Source organism: Klebsiella sp. 141198 (assembly GCF_050600785.1).
In the GTDB taxonomy this organism is placed as follows: Bacteria; Pseudomonadota; Gammaproteobacteria; order Enterobacterales; family Enterobacteriaceae; genus Klebsiella; species Klebsiella aerogenes.
Genome location: NZ_JAQIRM010000001.1, coordinates 195,934 through 212,907 on the forward strand (window position 1 = coordinate 195,934; position 16,974 = coordinate 212,907).

The following is a 16,974-nucleotide window of genomic DNA, read 5'->3' on the forward strand; positions in this document are numbered from 1 at the left end:
AGACTCCTTTTATCAGGCACGGTTATTGCTTAGCTTTACCTAAAGACGTAATTCGGGAGAGGGTATGAATAATACGACCGGCATGACGCCTGAAGCAATCGGCTGGTTTCATTATGCGCGCCAACTACAAAAACAGCAGCTCCGCCAGCTAACGCAGCAAGGGGCGCTGGCGAGCGAAATAAGTGGGTTGGTTCATATGCTGCAGTGCGAGCGCGGCGTCTCCAATATGTGGCTCTCTTCCGATGGCCGCTTGTATGACGCCGAACGCCGGGCTGGCGGGGCGCTGGTGGACGCGCGCTTAAGCGCTTTTTATGCTGCGCTGCAACCGGCGCGGGAATCCGCCAGTAGCGCGCTCTGTTGGCGAATAGCCAGCGCGGTGTGGTATCTGGCGCAACTTCCGGCGCTGCGAGCGGCGGTGCAAGGCCGCACGGTGGACGCTCAGGAGGCCACTCAGCGCTTTAGCCGTATTATTCGCCATTTATTGAATATCGTGCCGCAGTTGAATGACAGCATAGACGATCCGCAGATCGCCAGGCGTATGGTCGCCCTGTACAGCTTTATGCAGGGTAAAGAGCTGGCCGGCCAGGAGCGCGCGCTGGGGGCGTTGGGCTTTGCGCGAGGCCAATTTAACGGCGAGCTCCGTCAGCAGCTGGTTGACCGCATTGACGGTCAGCAGCCCTGTTTTGACAGCTTTCAGGCGCTCTCCGGTCTGCCACGGGCGCTTGAGCTTCTGCAGGGTTGCGAAGCCGGGCGCGAGATAGAGCAACTGCGGCGCATCGCCTGTACCCGCCAGCCCTCGGCGGACGAAGGGGCCGCGGCGCAGCGCTGGTTTAGCCTGCAAACTGAACGGCTTGAGCAGATGCGCGGTCTGGAGGAGGCATTGATTGCCGACCTGCTCAGCGCGACCCGGCAGTTGCTCGAACGTGGAGAAGACGATATGCCTCCGCTGCAATGGCCTGAAGAAGAAGGCGGCGATAGCCTGACTTTGCGCCTGGATAAGCAGCTGCTGCCGCTGGTCCGCCAGCAGGCGTGGGAACTTGAGCAACTTTCCGGCCAACTGGCTTCACTGAAAGCGACGCTTGAAGAGCGCAAGATTATTGATAAGGCGAAAGCGCTGCTGATAAGCCATCAAGGGATGCAAGAAGAACAAGCCTGGCAGGCGCTGCGTAAAATGGCGATGGATAAGAACCAGCGGATGGTTGAAATCGCCCGCGCGTTGCTAACGGTGAAAGCCCTGCTGCCGGACTCATCGTCAAATTGAATGCACAATCAGCGGGCAGGCATTGCCTGACGATGGTGCAATAGTTTACGCGGGGAGCGGTAAAACAACGTCTGGCGGGCAATGATAAATTGGCATCCGCTTTGCATTACTGAATTTGAGTGAATCAACAATTTGAGATAACGGACCAACGGCGGTCTGAGGGTCTCTGGATAAAGGCGTCCTGCGGTGCGAAAGCACTGCCGGGCGCTTTTTTTTGCGCGTTCTGGAGCGGCTATGGGCGATAAAGTTTTTATTTCACGACGGCGTTTTTTGCAGGCCGGGGCGGCGCTGGGCGGCGCTATGCTGCTGCCCGGCGTGATGCAGGCGGCGTGGGCGGCGGGTTCCGATAAACCGGAGTTGGCCACCGTGCGGGTTGGATTCATCCCGCTAACCGACTGCGCGCCGCTGGCGATCGCGGCACTGAAAGGATTCGATAAAAAGTATGGCATCAGCCTGCAGCCAAGTAAGGAGGCCAGCTGGGCGGCGGTGCGCGATAAGCTGGTTGCCGGCGAACTCGATGCGGCGCATATCCTCTACGGCATGCTGTATGGCCTTGAGCTTGGTATCGCCGGCAAGCCGCAGTCGATGGCCAACCTGATGACCCTGAACCGCAACGGTCAGGCGATCACCCTCTCAAGTGACCTGCAGGCGCAAGGCGTGAGCGATAGTCATGGGCTCAAGCGGCTGATCGACCAAAAAGCGCCTGGCAGCTACACCTTCGCCCACACCTTTCCTACCGGCACCCATGCGATGTGGCTCTATTACTGGCTGGCTAATGCTGGTATCGACCCCTTCGCCGATGTGCGCATGGTGGTCGTGCCGCCGCCGCAAATGGTAATGAACATGCGCATCGGCAATATGGTTGGCTTCTGCGTTGGCGAACCGTGGAACGCGCGTGCGATTAACGATCGCATTGGCTTTACGGCGGCAACCAGCCAGCAGATCTGGCCGGATCATCCAGAAAAAATCCTCGGCGCGCGCAGCGATTGGGTGGCGCGCTACCCAAATACCGCAAGGGCGCTGGTGGCGGCGCTGCTGGAGGCACAGCGCTGGATTGAAGCGTCTGCCGAAAACACCCGCGAAACCGCGCGGATCCTCGCCAGACGCGCGTGGCTCAACACCAAAGAACAGTACCTTAGCGGTCGAATGCTTGGCGAATACGACAACGGCATCGGCAAACGCTGGCGCGACGATCACCCCATGCGCTTCTTTCAGCAGGGCGAAGCCAGCTATCCGTGGCTCTCCGACGGCATGTGGTTCTTAACCCAATTCCGCCGCTGGGGCCTGCTGAAAAACGCGCCGGATTACCAGGCGGTAGCGCAGCGTATCAACCGCATCGACCTGTGGAAAGAGGCGGCGCAGGCCGTGGGCGGTATCACTGCGCCAACGCAAACGCTACGCAGCAGCACGCTGCTGGACGGCAAAGTGTGGAACGGCGTCGACCCGGAAGGGTACGCCGCCAGTTTCGCCATTCAACATAAGGGGGCATGAGATGAAACCAGCCATTAACACGCAGCCGCGCACGCAGACCTCACCCGCGCCGGGCGAAATCATTGTCCTGCCGCCGCTGCAGGTGCGCAAAGCTACGCCGTCCGCCAGTCGCTGGCTGAACGCCGCGCTGCAACGTCTGCTGCCGCCGCTACTGGGCCTGGGTCTGCTGCTGCTCGGCTGGCAGCTGGCGGCGCTTGGTACGAAAGGCTTCCCGACGCCGCTGAGCACCCTGGATTCGGCGCTGACGCTGTTTTCCGACCCGTTCTACCGCGACGGACCGAACGACATGGGCATCGGCTGGAACGTGCTGGCTTCGCTGCAACGGGTCGCGGTGGGCTTTGGTTTGGCGGCGCTGGCCGGTATTCCGCTGGGCTTTCTTATCGGCCGCTCGCTGTTCTTTGCGCGAATGTTTAATCCGCTTATCGCGCTGCTGCGCCCGGTGAGTCCGTTGGCGTGGTTACCGATTGGCCTGCTGCTGTTTCAGAAGGCGGAGCCGGCTTCCAGCTGGACCATTTTTATCTGCTCTATCTGGCCGATGGTCATTAACACCGCGGAAGGCGTCAGGCGTATCCCGCAGGACTATCTCAATGTGGCTCGCGTGCTGCAGCTGTCGGAATGGACGGTGATGCGCAAAATCCTCTTTCCGGCAGTGCTGCCCGCGGTATTAACCGGCGTGCGGTTGTCGATAGGCATTGCCTGGCTGGTGATCGTCGCCGCCGAGATGCTGACCGGCGGGTTGGGTATTGGGTTTTGGATCTGGAATGAATGGAACAACCTCAATGTGGAAAACATCATCATCGCTATCGTCATTATCGGCGTCGTCGGCCTGCTGCTCGAACAGGGGCTCATATTGCTCGCTCGCCGCTTCAGTTGGCAGGAAAAATAAGGAGTCGCTATGAAACCATTAATTCAGGTGCAGGCCGTCAGTCAACGCTTTAACACCGCCAGCGGCGAGTTCCTGGCGCTGCAAAACGTCTCATTTGATATTCACGAAGGGGAAACCATCAGCCTGATTGGCCACTCCGGATGCGGCAAATCCACGCTGTTGAATCTGATTGCCGGGATTACCCAGCCCACTGAGGGCGGGCTGCTATGCGATAACCGTGAAATTTCCGGGCCGGGGCCTGAACGGGCGGTGGTGTTCCAGAACCATTCGCTGCTGCCATGGCTGAGCTGTTTTGACAACGTGGCGCTGGCGGTGGATCAGGTGTTTCGCCGTACCATGAGCAAGGCAGAGCGCCGGGAGTGGATTGAGCACAATTTACAGCGAGTACAGATGGGGCACGCGCTGCACAAACGTCCGGGGGAGATCTCCGGCGGTATGAAGCAGCGCGTTGGCATCGCGCGCGCGCTGGCGATGAAGCCAAAAGTGTTACTGCTTGATGAGCCTTTTGGCGCGCTGGACGCGCTCACCCGAGCCCATCTGCAGGATGCGGTAATGCACATCCAGCAGGAACTAAACACCACCATTGTCGTGATCACCCACGACGTCGATGAGGCGGTACTGCTTTCCGACCGGGTGTTAATGATGACCAATGGCCCGGCCGCGACGATTGGCGAGATCCTTGACGTTAATCTGCCGCGTCCACGTAACCGGGTCCAACTGGCGGATGATAAACACTACCACCACCTGCGTCAGCAGATCCTCCATTTCCTCTACGAAAAGCAGCCGAAAGCGGCGTAAGGCGGAATGATGCGGCGACTGGTGATTATCGGCAACGGTATGGCGGCAACCCGGCTGGCTGAGAAGCTGGCGGCGCGCGCGCAGGGGCGTTTCATCATCACGCTAATCGGCGATGAACCGCAGCCGGCCTACAACCGCATTCAGCTCTCGCCGGTACTCGGCGGGGAAAAAACGGCGGCGCAAATACAACTGCTGCCGACGGAGTGGTACGCCCAGCATGGTGTCCGCGTGCGGCTTGGCGAGGCGGTCAGCGAAGTGGATGTCGCCGGGAGAAGACTACGCGTCGGCGGCGACTGGCTGGAATGGGATGAACTGGTGTTCGCCACCGGGTCGCAGCCGTTTATCCCGTCGCTGCCGGGTATTGAGCGCCCGCAGGTATTCGCCTTTCGCACCCTGGCGGATGTTAAAGGCATCCTGGCAATCCCCGGCCCGGCGGTGGTAATCGGCGGCGGCGTACTGGGCGTGGAGGCCTCGGCGGCGCTGCGTCGTCACGGTGGGGAAGTGACGCTACTCCATCGCGGTAGCGGTTTGATGGAGCCACTTACCGATGCTTTCGCTGCGGAACAGTTAAAACAACAGCTTGAGGCACGCGGCATCCGCTGCGTGCTGGAGAGCCGAATTGCCGCTATTGACGAACAGCATGTGCGGCTGGAAGACGGGCGCGCTTTTGCCGCAAGCCGGGTGGTGTTAGCCACCGGCGTGTGGCCGGATATCCGTTTGGCGACGCGCAGCGGCGTAGCCTGCCAGCGGGGTATTATCGTCGACCGCCGGATGGCGACCTCGCTGCCAGGGATCAGCGCTATCGGCGAGTGTTGTGAGATTGACGGCCAAACCTGGGGACTGGTGGCTCCCTGTTTGCGCCAGGCCGATGTGTTAGTTGAACGCCTGTGCGGGGCTCCCGGCGAAGAGTTCAGCTGGCAGGACGGCGGTACCCGGTTGAAGGTCACCGGTATCGAGTTTTTTAGCGCTGGCGAACAGCAGGCCGGCGAGCAGGACCAGATCTACAGCAGTTGGGACCCCATCGATCGCCACTACCGTCGCCTGCTGATCCGCGATGGCCGGCTGCACGGCGTGCTGCTGCTGGGCGACTGCCAGCAGGCGGCGCCGCTTACCGCGCTGCTCGGCAGCGATAGGTCTCCTTCAGCGGAGTGGCTTTTTGACCCTTCTATAACGCAGCCGCGGGCTGCAGGAAAAATGACGATGACTAAACCTGTATTAGTGCTGGTCGGACACGGCATGGTCGGCCACCATTTTCTTGAGCAATGCGTGAGCCGGAACCTGCACCAGCAGTACCGTATCGTGGTCTTTGGCGAAGAGCGCTATGCCGCCTATGACCGGGTTCATCTCTCGGAATATTTCGCCGGGCGCAGCGCAGAGTCGCTATCGCTGGTAGAGGGAGACTTTTTTAGCCAGTACGGGATTGAGCTGCGGCTAGGGGAGACGATCGCGGAAATCGATCGTCCGGCGCGAATCGTGCGCGATGCCCACGGCCATGAAACCCATTGGGATAAGCTGGTGCTGGCGACCGGCTCCTATCCCTTCGTGCCGCCAATCCGCGGTAACGATGAAGAAGGCTGCTTCGTCTATCGTACCCTTGACGATCTTGACCGCATTGCCGCCCGCGCCGCCACTGCGCAGAGCGGGGTGGTCATCGGGGGCGGGCTATTGGGGCTGGAAGCCGCCAACGCGTTAAAACAGTTGGGGCTCAAGACCCATGTGGTGGAGTTCGCCGCCAACCTGATGGCGGTGCAGTTGGATAACGGCGGCGCGGCGATGCTGCGGGAGAAAATTCTCGATCTGGAGGTTGGCGTGCACACCAGCAAAGCGACGACCGCGATAGTGCGCACCGCCGAGGGGCTGCAGCTTAACTTTGCCGATGGCGATACGCTGCAGACCGATATGGTGGTCTTTTCCGCCGGGATCCGCCCGCAGGATGCGCTGGCGCGCGGCGCAGGCCTGGCAATCGGCGAACGCGGCGGTATCGGTATCGATGACCACTGCCGGACCTCGGACGCAGATATATTGGCGATTGGCGAATGCGCGCTGTGGGACAACAAAATTTATGGCCTGGTGGCGCCGGGCTATCACATGGCGCGCACCGCAGCGGCGCAGTTGGCTGGCGAAGCGGCCCGCTTTAGCGGCGCCGATATGAGCACCAAACTCAAACTGCTCGGCGTGGATGTGGCGTCGTTTGGCGATGCTCACGGACGTACAGCTGGTTGCCAGAGCTATCAATGGACCGATGGTCCGCGGCAGATCTACAAAAAGATCGTTGTTAGCGCTGATGGCAAAACGCTGCTGGGCGGCGTACTGGTGGGCGATGCCGGTGACTACGCGACGCTGTTGCAGATGATGCTGAACGGCATGGCGCTACCGTCTCGTCCGGAAAGTCTGATCCTCCCCGCGATGGATGGGGCCACGACGAAAGCGCTGGGCGTGGCGGCGTTGCCGGATAGCGCGCAGATTTGCTCTTGCCATAACGTCAGTAAGGGGGACATTTGCCAGGCGGTCAGCGCCGGAGCGGGCGATATGGCGGCGATAAAAAGCTGCACTAAAGCGGCGACCGGCTGCGGGGGCTGTAGCGCGCTGGTCAAACAGGTGATGGAACACCAGCTTACCGGACAGGGCGTCGAGGTAAAAAAAGATATCTGCGAGCATTTTCCGTGGTCGCGGCAGGAGATCTATCATCTGGTACGAGTCAACCACATCCATACCTTCGATCAGCTCATTAGCCGTTACGGGCAGGGCCACGGCTGTGAAGTGTGTAAACCGCTGGTGGCGTCGGTACTGGCCTCCTGCTGGAATGAGTATCTGCTGAAACCGGCGCATCTGCCGCTGCAGGACACCAACGATCGCTACTTCGCCAATATTCAGAAAGACGGCACTTACTCGGTGGTGCCGCGGATGGCCGCAGGCGAAGTGACACCGGATGGGCTTATCGCTATTGGCCAGATCGCCAAACGTTACCAGCTGTACAGTAAAGTGACAGGAGGACAGCGTATCGACCTGTTTGGCGCGCGGCTGGAGCAACTGCCGGACATCTGGCGCGAACTGGCGGCGGCTGGATTTGAAACCGGACACGCCTATGGCAAATCATTACGCACGGTAAAATCCTGCGTCGGCTCGACCTGGTGCCGCTATGGGGTTCAGGATTCAACGGGGCTGGCGGTAAGGCTTGAACATCGTTACAAGGGGCTGCGCGCGCCGCACAAAATCAAAATGGCGGTCTCGGGCTGTACCCGCGAATGTGCCGAAGCGCAAGGTAAAGACATCGGGGTTATTGCGACTGAAAAGGGCTGGAATCTATACGTCTGCGGCAACGGCGGGATGAAACCGCGCCATGCGGACTTCTTTGCGAGCGACCTTGACGACGCCAGCCTAATCCGTACCGTCGATCGGTTGTTGATGTTTTATATTCGCACCGCTGACCGCCTGCAGCGCACCAGTAGCTGGATGGATAACCTTGAAGGCGGCGTGGCGTATCTACGTGAGGTGATCTTGCACGATAGTCTCGGTATCGGCGATGAGCTGGAGCAGGAGATGGCGCGGGTGGTGGATAGCTACCAGTGCGAATGGCAGACCACCCTGAACGATCCACAGCGGCTGGCGCTATTCCGTTCCTACGTTAACAGCGATGAGGCTGATGAGGCGGTGCAGCGGCAAATCCTGCGCGGTCAGCCGCAGTTGGTGGCGCCGCAAGGGCTTGGGCAACCGGTCCTGCCGTCGCGACCGTGGCAGGCGATCTGCGACCTGGACGCGATCCCACCGCAGGCGGGGATCGGCGCGCGCCTCGGCGAACGGCAGATTGCGCTGTTCCGCTTCGGCGAGCAAGTTTATGCGCTGGATAACCAGGAACCCGGCAGCGAGGCCAACGTGTTATCGCGCGGTATTTTAGGCGACGCGGGCGGCGAGCCGATCGTCATTTCGCCGCTCTATAAACAGCAGATTCGCTTGCGAGACGGTCGCTTGTACGACAGCGGCGAGCCGTCGGTGCGCGCGTGGCCGGTGAAGATCGAACAGGGAAAAGTGTGGGTCGGCAACCAGGCATTGCTGCTGCGCGCGGAGGCGAGCTGATGAGCGAAACCCGAACCACCTGCCCATACTGCGGCGTCGGCTGCGGGGTTATCGCCCGCGTTGAACCCAGCGGAACCGTCACGATTCGCGGCGATGAAAACCATCCTGCCAACTTTGGCCGCTTGTGCGTAAAAGGGGCGGCGCTTGGGGAAACGACCTCGCTTACCGGGCGATTATTACATCCTGAAGTCGATGGCCGGGCGGTCGGCTGGCCGCAGGCGCTGGCGGAGGCGGGTTCACGTCTGCGCGACATTATTGAGCGCTACGGCCCGCAGGCGGTCGCGTTTTACGCCTCAGGCCAGCTGTTAACTGAGGATTATTACGCCGCCAACAAGCTGATGAAGGGCTTTATCGGCGCCGCCAATATCGATACGAATTCGCGGTTATGTATGTCATCGGCGGTCACCGGCTATAAGCGGGCGTTCGGCGCGGACGTCGTGCCGTGCAGCTATGAAGATGTCGAGCAAAGCGATCTGGTGGTGCTGGTGGGCTCCAACGCCGCCTGGGCGCATCCGGTTCTCTATCAGCGGTTGGCGCAGGCGAAACGCGATAATCCGCGGTTGCGGATCGTGGTGGTGGATCCGCGACGCACCGCGACCTGCGATATTGCCGACGATCATCTGGCCTTGGCGCCCGGTAGCGATGGCGGGCTATTTGTCGGCCTGCTTAATGCCATTGCCGCCAGCGGTGAAATGGCGGCGGGTTTTCGCGACCAGCGGCAGGCGCTGACCATCGCCGCGCAATGGAGCGTGGAAAAAGCGGCCGCTTTCTGCGGCCTGCCGCCGGCGCAGGTGGCTCGCTTTTATCGTGATTTTATCGCTGCGCCTCGCGCCATCACGCTGTACACCATGGGAATTAATCAGTCCGCCAGCGGCAGCGATAAGTGCAACGCGATTATCAATGTCCATCTTGCCAGCGGGAAGTTTGCCCGCCGCGGCTGCGGGCCGTTTTCGCTGACCGGTCAACCCAACGCCATGGGTGGGCGTGAAGTGGGGGGATTGGCGACGATGCTGGCGGCGCATATGAATTTTGAGCCGCAGGATCTGCAGCGATTAGCGCGCTTTTGGGGCAGCGAGCGACTGGCGCAGACGCCGGGGCTAACCGCCGTCGAACTCTTCGCCGCGATTGGACGCGGCGAGGTCAAAGCGGTGTGGATTATGGGGACCAATCCGGTGGTCTCACTGCCCGATAGCCACGCGGTGAGTCAGGCGCTGTCCAGGTGTCCGCTGGTGATGGTCTCCGATGTCGCCGCCAATACTGACACCGGTCGCTTTGCCCATATCCGCTTTCCGGCGCTGGCATGGGGCGAAAAAAACGGTACCGTGACTAACTCGGAGCGGCGAATTTCGCGTCAGCGGGCTTTTTTGCCGCCGCCGGGGGAGGCGAAAGCCGACTGGTGGATCATTTCCCGTCTCGCCGCCGAATTAGGTTATGCCCGGGCTTTTTCATGGCAACATCCGCATGAGGTGTTTTGTGAACACGCGGCGCTCTCAGGGTTTGAAAATGACGGTCAGCGGGCGTTTGATATTGGAGGGCTGGCGGACCTCAGCCGGGAGGCGTGGGATGCCCTGGCGCCGGTGCGCTGGCCGGTGAGCCGCAGCGCCGCGCCCTGGCGGTTAACGGAGGGCTGGCACGGCGACGGCAGGTTGCGGATGGTGCCGGTGTCGCCGCAGCCGACCCGGGCGCGGACCGAGGCATTTTATCCATTAATCCTCAATAGCGGACGTATTCGCGATCAGTGGCATACCATGACCCGCACCGGCGACATACCGCGGTTGATGCAGCACATTGCCGAACCGGTCGTCGAGGTGGCGCCTGCCGATGCTCGTCGCTTTGAATTACGTGAGGGAGAACTGGCTCGCGTCTGGTCGCGCCACGGCGTGATGATTGCAAAGGTGATAGTTAGCGAAGGGCAGCGCGCCGGTTCGCTCTTTGTGCCGATGCACTGGAATAATCAGTTTGCCCGCCAGGGACGGGTCAATAATTTACTGGCGGCGGTCACCGATCCGCATTCCGGGCAGCCGGAGAGCAAGCAGTCGGCGGTGGCGATAGCGCCGTGGCGGCCGGCGTGGCAAGGGGAGCTATTATCTCGCGAGCCCTTGCCGTTGCCATCCTCGCTGCACTGGCGGCGGCGGGCGGCGGTAGGGATCAGCCATTTGTCGCTGGCCGCGGATACCGGCCCGCAAAGCTGGCTGAGCGAGTGGTGTCGCAAACAGGGATGGCAGTTGCAAATTGCCGAGGGCGGTGGGCTGTGGAACCTACTGGCCTGGCACGACGGACAATTGATGCTCGGCTGCTGGAGCGATATTAAGCCGCCGCAAATCGATGCTGAATGGCTGTATACGGTGTTCCGGACGCCGCCGCAGACCGCCGGGCTACGCCATGCGTTGCTCAGCGGCCGTAAGGGCGGCGACAGCGCGCCGCGTGGGCAGACTATCTGCAGTTGCTTTAGTATCGGTGAGCGGCAGATAGGCGAGGCGGTTGCCGGCGGTTGCGTCAGCGTAGAGGCGCTTGGCGCGAAGCTCAAGTGCGGCACCAACTGTGGTTCCTGTATTCCGGAACTCAAAGCGCTGCTGGCGGCAAATCAAACTCGAACGCCGGTTTGATGATAGGGGAAAGCAAACGCCAACCGGTTTCAGTTTATTCCTGGAATGGCCCACAGGGCTGCGGGGAAGGGCAAAAAACGATAAACTAACGTGATGTTGTTATTCCCCGTGAGCTTACGTTAATCCGTTTGATGCCTTTGCCGTACCGCTTAACCCCATCACTGACGCTTCTCCTGCTGCTGACAGGCGCTCCCGCCTGGGCGCTGATTGCCAACGATAGCAGTATGCCGCCGCAAACTACGCTGCCCGATTTAGGGATAGCGCCGCAGGTCGACGACGATGCCAAACATTTCGCCGAGATGGCCAAGAAATTCGGCGAAGCCAGCATGAGCGATAACGGACTCACCACCGGCGAGCAGGCGCGAATGTTCGCCATCGGCAAAATCGGCAATGAGTTCAGCCATCATCTGGAAAACTGGCTGTCGCCGTGGGGGAATGCCAATATCGACCTGTTGGTGGATAAAGAGGGTAACTTCACCGGCAGCAAGGGGAGCTGGTTTGTGCCGCTGCAGGACAATGAACGTTACCTCACCTGGAATCAATATTCGGTTACCCGGCGCGAGAACGATCTGGTGGGCAATGTTGGGCTCGGCCAGCGCTGGCGTGTCGGTGGCTGGCTGCTGGGCTATAACTCCTTTTACGACAAAGTGCTCAGCGAGAGTCTGGCGCGCGGCAGTATCGGCGCGGAAGCCTGGGGCGAGTACTTGCGCTTATCGGCCAACTATTACCACCCACTTGGCGACTGGCAGTTGCGGGAAAATCAGACCCAGGAGCAGCGGATGGCCGTCGGTTATGACGTGACTGCCCAGGCACGATTGCCGTTTTATCAGCACATCAATACCAGCGTCAGCGTCGAACAGTACTTCGGCGATAGTGTCGATCTGTTTCATTCCGGTACCGGATACCATAATCCGGTGGCGGTTTCGGTGGGACTGAATTACACCCCGGTACCGTTGGTGACGGTTACCGCTAAACACAAACAGGGTGAAAATGGCGTCAGCCAGAATAATGTCGGCCTGAAGCTGAATTATCGTTTTGGGGTTCCGCTGAAACAGCAACTGGCGGCGGATGAAGTGGCTATCAGCAACTCGCTACGCGGCAGCCGCTACGATAGCCCGGAACGCGATAATCTGCCGGTAGTTGAGTATCGACAGCGTAAGAATCTGACGGTCTATCTGGCGACGCCGCCGTGGGATCTGCACTCAGGCGAAACGGTACAGCTGAAGCTGCAAATTAATAGCCTGCACGGCATTAAATCACTGCATTGGCAGGGGGACACTCAGGCGCTAAGCCTGACGCCGCCGGTTAATGCCAACAGTGCGGATGGCTGGAGCATCATTATGCCGGTGTGGAACAGCGAGCCGGGCGCGGTGAATCGCTGGCGTCTGTCGGTGGTGGTTGAAGATAAATCGGGTCAGCGCGTCTCTTCCAATGAGATCGCACTGGCGCTGACCGAGCCGCTGGTGACGTTTACGGCTCCCGACGTTTCCTGGACGGAATCGCCTTAGAAGATCCGTTCCTGGTGAACCCAGACGGCGGCTTCAACCCGTGATTTCAGCTTCATTTTCTTCAGCATGTGTTTCACGTGCACTTTAACGGTGCTTTCGGTGATATCCAGGCGGCGGGCAATCATTTTGTTCGGCAGGCCCTGGGCAATCAGCTTCAGGATATCGCGCTCGCGCGGGGTCAGCTGGCTGATGTCGCGGTCGGACGTGGCGCGATTAGCGCGCAGGCTGGCGGCCAGTACCGGGGTTAACGCTTCGCTTAATACCATTTCGCCTGCAGCGGCCTGCTGCAGCGCTTTCAGCAGATCTTCTGGTTCCATATCTTTCAACAGGTAGCCGTCGGCGCCGCGTTTCAGGGCGGTCACTACGTCCTCTTCATGATTGGAGACGCTGAATACCACTACGCGGCCGGAGAGCGATTTTTCCCGCAGCTTGTCGAGCGTTTCGAGGCCGTTCATGCCCGGCATATTAAGATCCAGTAGAATCAGGTCCGGATCCAGCGATTCCGCCAGTTCGATACCTTGTTCGCCATTACTGGCTTCGCCGATAACCTGAATGTCCGGCGCCATGCTAACCAGTTGCTTTACGCCAGTGCGCAGCATGGGATGATCATCAATGAGAAGGATGGTTGCCCGTTCCTGTTGACTCATAGGGGTCTCCTTATTGGATTGAAAACGATTTTTCCGGGATAAACGTCACCACGACTTCGGTACCGCCGGTCTCCCGGCGGCGCACCTGACAGTCGCCGCGCAAGCTTTGCGCGCGATCCCGCATAATAATTAAACCGTAATGGTTACTTCGCTCCGCGTTTTCCGGTACCCCGCGGCCGTTATCGGCAACGACTAAACGTACCTGATTATCGCGTTGTGACACGGTCACGGTGACTTCCGTCGCGTTGGCATGCTTCAACGCATTGCTTAACGCCTCGCGGGCGATCTGCAGCAGGTGAATCGCCTGATGCGACGGGACAAAACGCGGCGGCAACTGATAATCCAGTTGTACCGTGAAACCAAAGTGCGCGCTGTACTCCTGACAGCTGGCCTCCAGCGCCGGGCGCAGACCCGCCTCGGTAAGCTGCAGACGGAAGGTGGTTAACAGCTCCCTTAACTGCGCCCATGAGGTGTTGAGTTCGTTGCGGATCTGCCCCAACAGCAGCCGGCTTTCATCCGGCAGGCTATCGCCCTGCATCTGCAGACAGCTGACCTGCATCTTCATGCACGAGAGCGACTGGGCGATAGAGTCGTGAAGTTCGCGGGCGATGGTGGCTCGTTCTTCCATCACGATGAGCTGCTGCTGTTTTTCCTGATGGCGGTCCAGCGCCAGGGTGCTGGTCAACTGCTCCACCAGCGTGTCGACCAGTTGCTGTTGGTCGTGGCTCAGGTGGCGGCCAACCGGCAGCGTTGCCAGCAGGATGCCATACTGGTTATGCGCGTCTGATAGTCGCCATTTCAGCGTTGTGCCGCCATCCGGCAGCGGGGGAAGATCGCGCGGACACAGATAGCAGCCTTTATCATCGCATTCGATATCGGAGTGGCAGGCAAACTCCTGATGATTGTCTTCATCCTCAAGGTCATAAACCCGCACTTCAATATCACGTAGCAACGTCAGCCCTTGCAGACCGTTCAGCACCGGTGAGATGCGCTCACACAGCGGAGCGCTGGAGTGTAACCGACGGTTGGCCTGCCATAAAAAGGCCAGGATCTCGTTTTTCTGCTCGAGCCCGGCAGTCTTTTCCTGTACCCGTCGTTCAAGCACGGCGTAGCTTTCCGCCAGCTCTTCCGACATGTTATTCAACGCCATGCCGAGGGTCGCCATTTCGTTGCGCCCGCTAATGTGCGCGCGCTGGGTAAAGTCGCGCTGGCTGACCGCCCGCGCCATACCCAGTAACTGTTTCCACGGTCGCAGCAGACGGGCGCGTAGCCAGATGATGGTAAAGATCAGCAGCAGCGCCATGCCAACGGCGAGGATCCGGTGGATCCAGACCACGCGCTCGATACGTTGTTCGGTGGTGTGGTCGAAGGCGGTCACCAATTGGTCAATACGGTCGACAAAATCGGCGACATCCTGTGCCACGTCGCTTTGCCTGACGGCCTGTTTCATACCTGGTCCCAGCGACAACTGCCAATATTGCTGTAGCGCTTTCAGCTGGACTTCCTGGCCGTCACGACGCGCGGAGTATTGCAACTCCGGGCTGAAAACGGTAGCGGTCATATCGTTAAACAGTTTTTGATCGTTGGCCGTTAGCGGAATAGCCGCCAGCAGGCGGTAGCTCTGCATACGCAACGAGCCGGCCTTGTTAATGGCGTGGGCGCTGCCCTGCACCCCATGCACCAGGCGGGCGGATATCGCCATGCCGGCCACGCCGATGATGGTGGCGAGCAGCACGATTAACGCCAGCTGATTAACCAACGTGAGCGGCGTAAAAAGACGTTTTAACATGGAATGGGTGGCTCCTGATGGGTCATCTCTCCGGGAGTGGCGCTTATTCTCAGCTATCCCCTGGAGTATACCCATACCCCTAAGGTATTACTCCTTAATTGTCGGTGGTAGACGCCGTGGTGGGAGGGATAACCAGAAACCCGGCAGCCGCGTGAAAAACCACACTTTTTTTCTCATAATTATCTACTCACTTCGGAGCATGATTTATTTTTGCACAAAATGGCCCGCGCTTTTCCTTTGATTTATATCAACTTACAGCCTTGAGCAACCCCTAAGGTAGCATCAGGAAATATGAATAATCAGAGGTATCTATGAGTCACTCTTCAATCCCGGAGAAGGCTAACAGCTCAGTCATCACCGACTGGCGTCCTGAAGATCCTGAGTTTTGGCAACAGCGCGGCCACCGTGTGGCGAGCCGTAATTTGTGGATCTCCGTTCCCTGCCTTTTACTGGCGTTCTGCGTCTGGATGTTGTTCAGCGCCGTCGCCGTGAATCTTAATAAAGTTGGCTTTCAGTTTACTACCGATCAGCTGTTTATGCTGACCGCGCTCCCGGCCCTTTCCGGCGCATTGCTGCGCGTACCTTATGCCTTTATGGTCCCGCTGTTCGGCGGCCGCCGCTGGACGGCGTTCAGTACCGGTATCATGATTATTCCGTGCGTATGGCTGGGCTTCGCGGTACAGGATACCTCTACGCCGTTTAGCGTGTTCGTGATTATCTCTCTGCTGTGCGGCTTTGCCGGCGCTAACTTTGCATCCAGTATGGCGAACATCAGTTTCTTCTTCCCGAAAGAGAAGCAGGGCGGCGCGCTGGGCGTTAACGGTGGGCTTGGCAACATGGGCGTCAGCGTGATGCAGCTGGTTGCGCCGCTGGTGGTCTCGCTCTCTATCTTTGCCGTATTTGGCGGAAGCGGTAGCGAGCAACCGGATGGCTCAATGCTGTATCTGGAAAACGCCGCGTGGATCTGGGTGCCTTTCCTGATTATCTTTACCCTGGCAGCGTGGTTCTTTATGAACGACCTGTCGGCCTCGAAAGCGTCACTGAGCGAACAGCTGCCGGTACTTAAACGCCTGCATCTGTGGATTATGGCGCTGCTGTATCTGGCGACCTTTGGTTCCTTTATCGGTTTCTCCGCCGGGTTTGCGATGCTGTCAAAAACCCAGTTCCCGGACGTGCAGATCCTGCACTACGCCTTCTTCGGTCCGTTTATTGGCGCGCTGGCGCGTTCGATGGGCGGGGCGATTTCCGACCGACTCGGCGGGACCCGCGTGACGCTGGTGAACTTCGTGGTGATGGCGGTTTTCTGCGCGTTACTGTTCCTGACTCTGCCGACCAACGGTCAGGGCGGCAACTTCATCGCCTTCTTCGCGGTATTTATGGTGCTGTTCCTGACCGCCGGACTGGGCAGCGCCTCTACCTTCCAGATGATTTCCGTTATTTTCCGTAAGCTTACGATGGATCGCGTGAAAGCGCAGGGTGGTAGCGAAGCGCAGGCGATGCGTGAAGCGGCAACGGATACCGCCGCGGCGCTGGGCTTTATTTCGGCGATTGGCGCGATCGGTGGTTTCTTTATTCCGAAAGCGTTTGGTATTTCGCTGGATCTGACCGGCTCGCCGGCCGGGGCAATGAAAGTCTTCCTCGTGTTCTATATTGCCTGCGTAGTGATCACATGGGCGGTATACGGCCGTAAACAGAAATAAGTCTTTTCTTAACGGTAAGTGACAGGGCGCGCCACAGGGTGCGCCCTTTTTATTATTTGTTGTTAGTTACAACATACTTTTAATCTGCGCAAGGTTGTTGAATTCAGGGAGATAACTATCGATATGCTATCTACCACTTAATACCTAAGCGTGGCATAAATCCCGGTTAACATTCTGTCATATTTAAAATAATCCTTATAAAACAATTGGATAT

Annotated in this window: 10 protein-coding genes; 8 read left to right on the forward strand and 2 right to left on the reverse strand. The window is 59.2% G+C overall.

The window, feature by feature from the left end; all coding sequences use genetic code 11:
• Positions 1-64: 64 nt before the first annotated feature.
• The 7 genes from nasR (at position 65) to PGR10_RS01015 (ending at position 12,624) form a co-directional block, all read left to right on the forward strand.
• Positions 65-1,261 (forward strand): nitrate regulatory protein NasR, encoded by a 1,197-nt coding sequence (nasR, locus tag PGR10_RS00985; RefSeq protein ID WP_087857958.1) that lies wholly within the window; start codon positions 65-67, stop codon positions 1,259-1,261.
• 234 nt (positions 1,262-1,495) lie between these two features.
• The gene (locus PGR10_RS00990) at positions 1,496-2,752 is read left to right on the forward strand and encodes an ABC transporter substrate-binding protein (protein WP_213793781.1); all 1,257 of its coding nucleotides are present in this window, start codon (positions 1,496-1,498) and stop codon (positions 2,750-2,752) included.
• Position 2,753: 1 nt separating this feature from the next.
• Positions 2,754-3,638, forward strand: a complete 885-nt coding sequence (gene ntrB / locus PGR10_RS00995; protein WP_087857956.1) for a nitrate ABC transporter permease — start codon at positions 2,754-2,756, stop codon at positions 3,636-3,638.
• A gap of 9 nt (positions 3,639-3,647) precedes the next feature.
• A complete protein-coding gene (locus PGR10_RS01000; protein ID WP_213316718.1) occupies positions 3,648-4,436 on the forward strand; it encodes an ABC transporter ATP-binding protein in 789 nt (262 codons plus the stop codon).
• A 6-nt stretch (positions 4,437-4,442) separates the two neighbouring features.
• A complete protein-coding gene (nirB, locus tag PGR10_RS01005; protein WP_430922771.1) occupies positions 4,443-8,510 on the forward strand; it encodes a nitrite reductase large subunit NirB in 4,068 nt (1,355 codons plus the stop codon).
• Positions 8,510-11,116, forward strand: a complete 2,607-nt coding sequence (locus PGR10_RS01010; protein ID WP_430922772.1) for a molybdopterin-dependent oxidoreductase — start codon at positions 8,510-8,512, stop codon at positions 11,114-11,116. The genes nirB and PGR10_RS01010 overlap by 1 nt, the downstream gene beginning before the upstream one ends.
• A gap of 131 nt (positions 11,117-11,247) precedes the next feature.
• Positions 11,248-12,624, forward strand: coding sequence for a YchO/YchP family invasin (locus PGR10_RS01015; protein WP_213793777.1), 1,377 nt, complete (start codon positions 11,248-11,250; stop codon positions 12,622-12,624).
• On the opposite strand, the gene narL is transcribed toward PGR10_RS01015, so the two are convergent.
• Both narL and narX read right to left on the reverse strand, forming a co-directional pair.
• On the reverse strand, positions 12,621-13,271 hold the full coding sequence (narL, locus tag PGR10_RS01020) for a two-component system response regulator NarL (RefSeq protein ID WP_015705094.1): 651 nt from the start codon (positions 13,269-13,271) through the stop codon (positions 12,621-12,623). The two genes, PGR10_RS01015 and narL, sit on opposite strands and share 4 nt — an antisense overlap.
• Positions 13,272-13,281: 10 nt before the next feature.
• The gene (gene narX, locus PGR10_RS01025; RefSeq protein WP_087857951.1) at positions 13,282-15,060 is read right to left on the reverse strand and encodes a nitrate/nitrite two-component system sensor histidine kinase NarX; all 1,779 of its coding nucleotides are present in this window, start codon (positions 15,058-15,060) and stop codon (positions 13,282-13,284) included.
• A gap of 311 nt (positions 15,061-15,371) precedes the next feature.
• On the opposite strand from narX, the gene PGR10_RS01030 reads away from it, so the two are divergent.
• Positions 15,372-16,760, forward strand: coding sequence for a NarK family nitrate/nitrite MFS transporter (locus PGR10_RS01030; protein WP_045375160.1), 1,389 nt, complete (start codon positions 15,372-15,374; stop codon positions 16,758-16,760).
• The last annotated feature ends 214 nt before the right edge of the window (positions 16,761-16,974 follow it).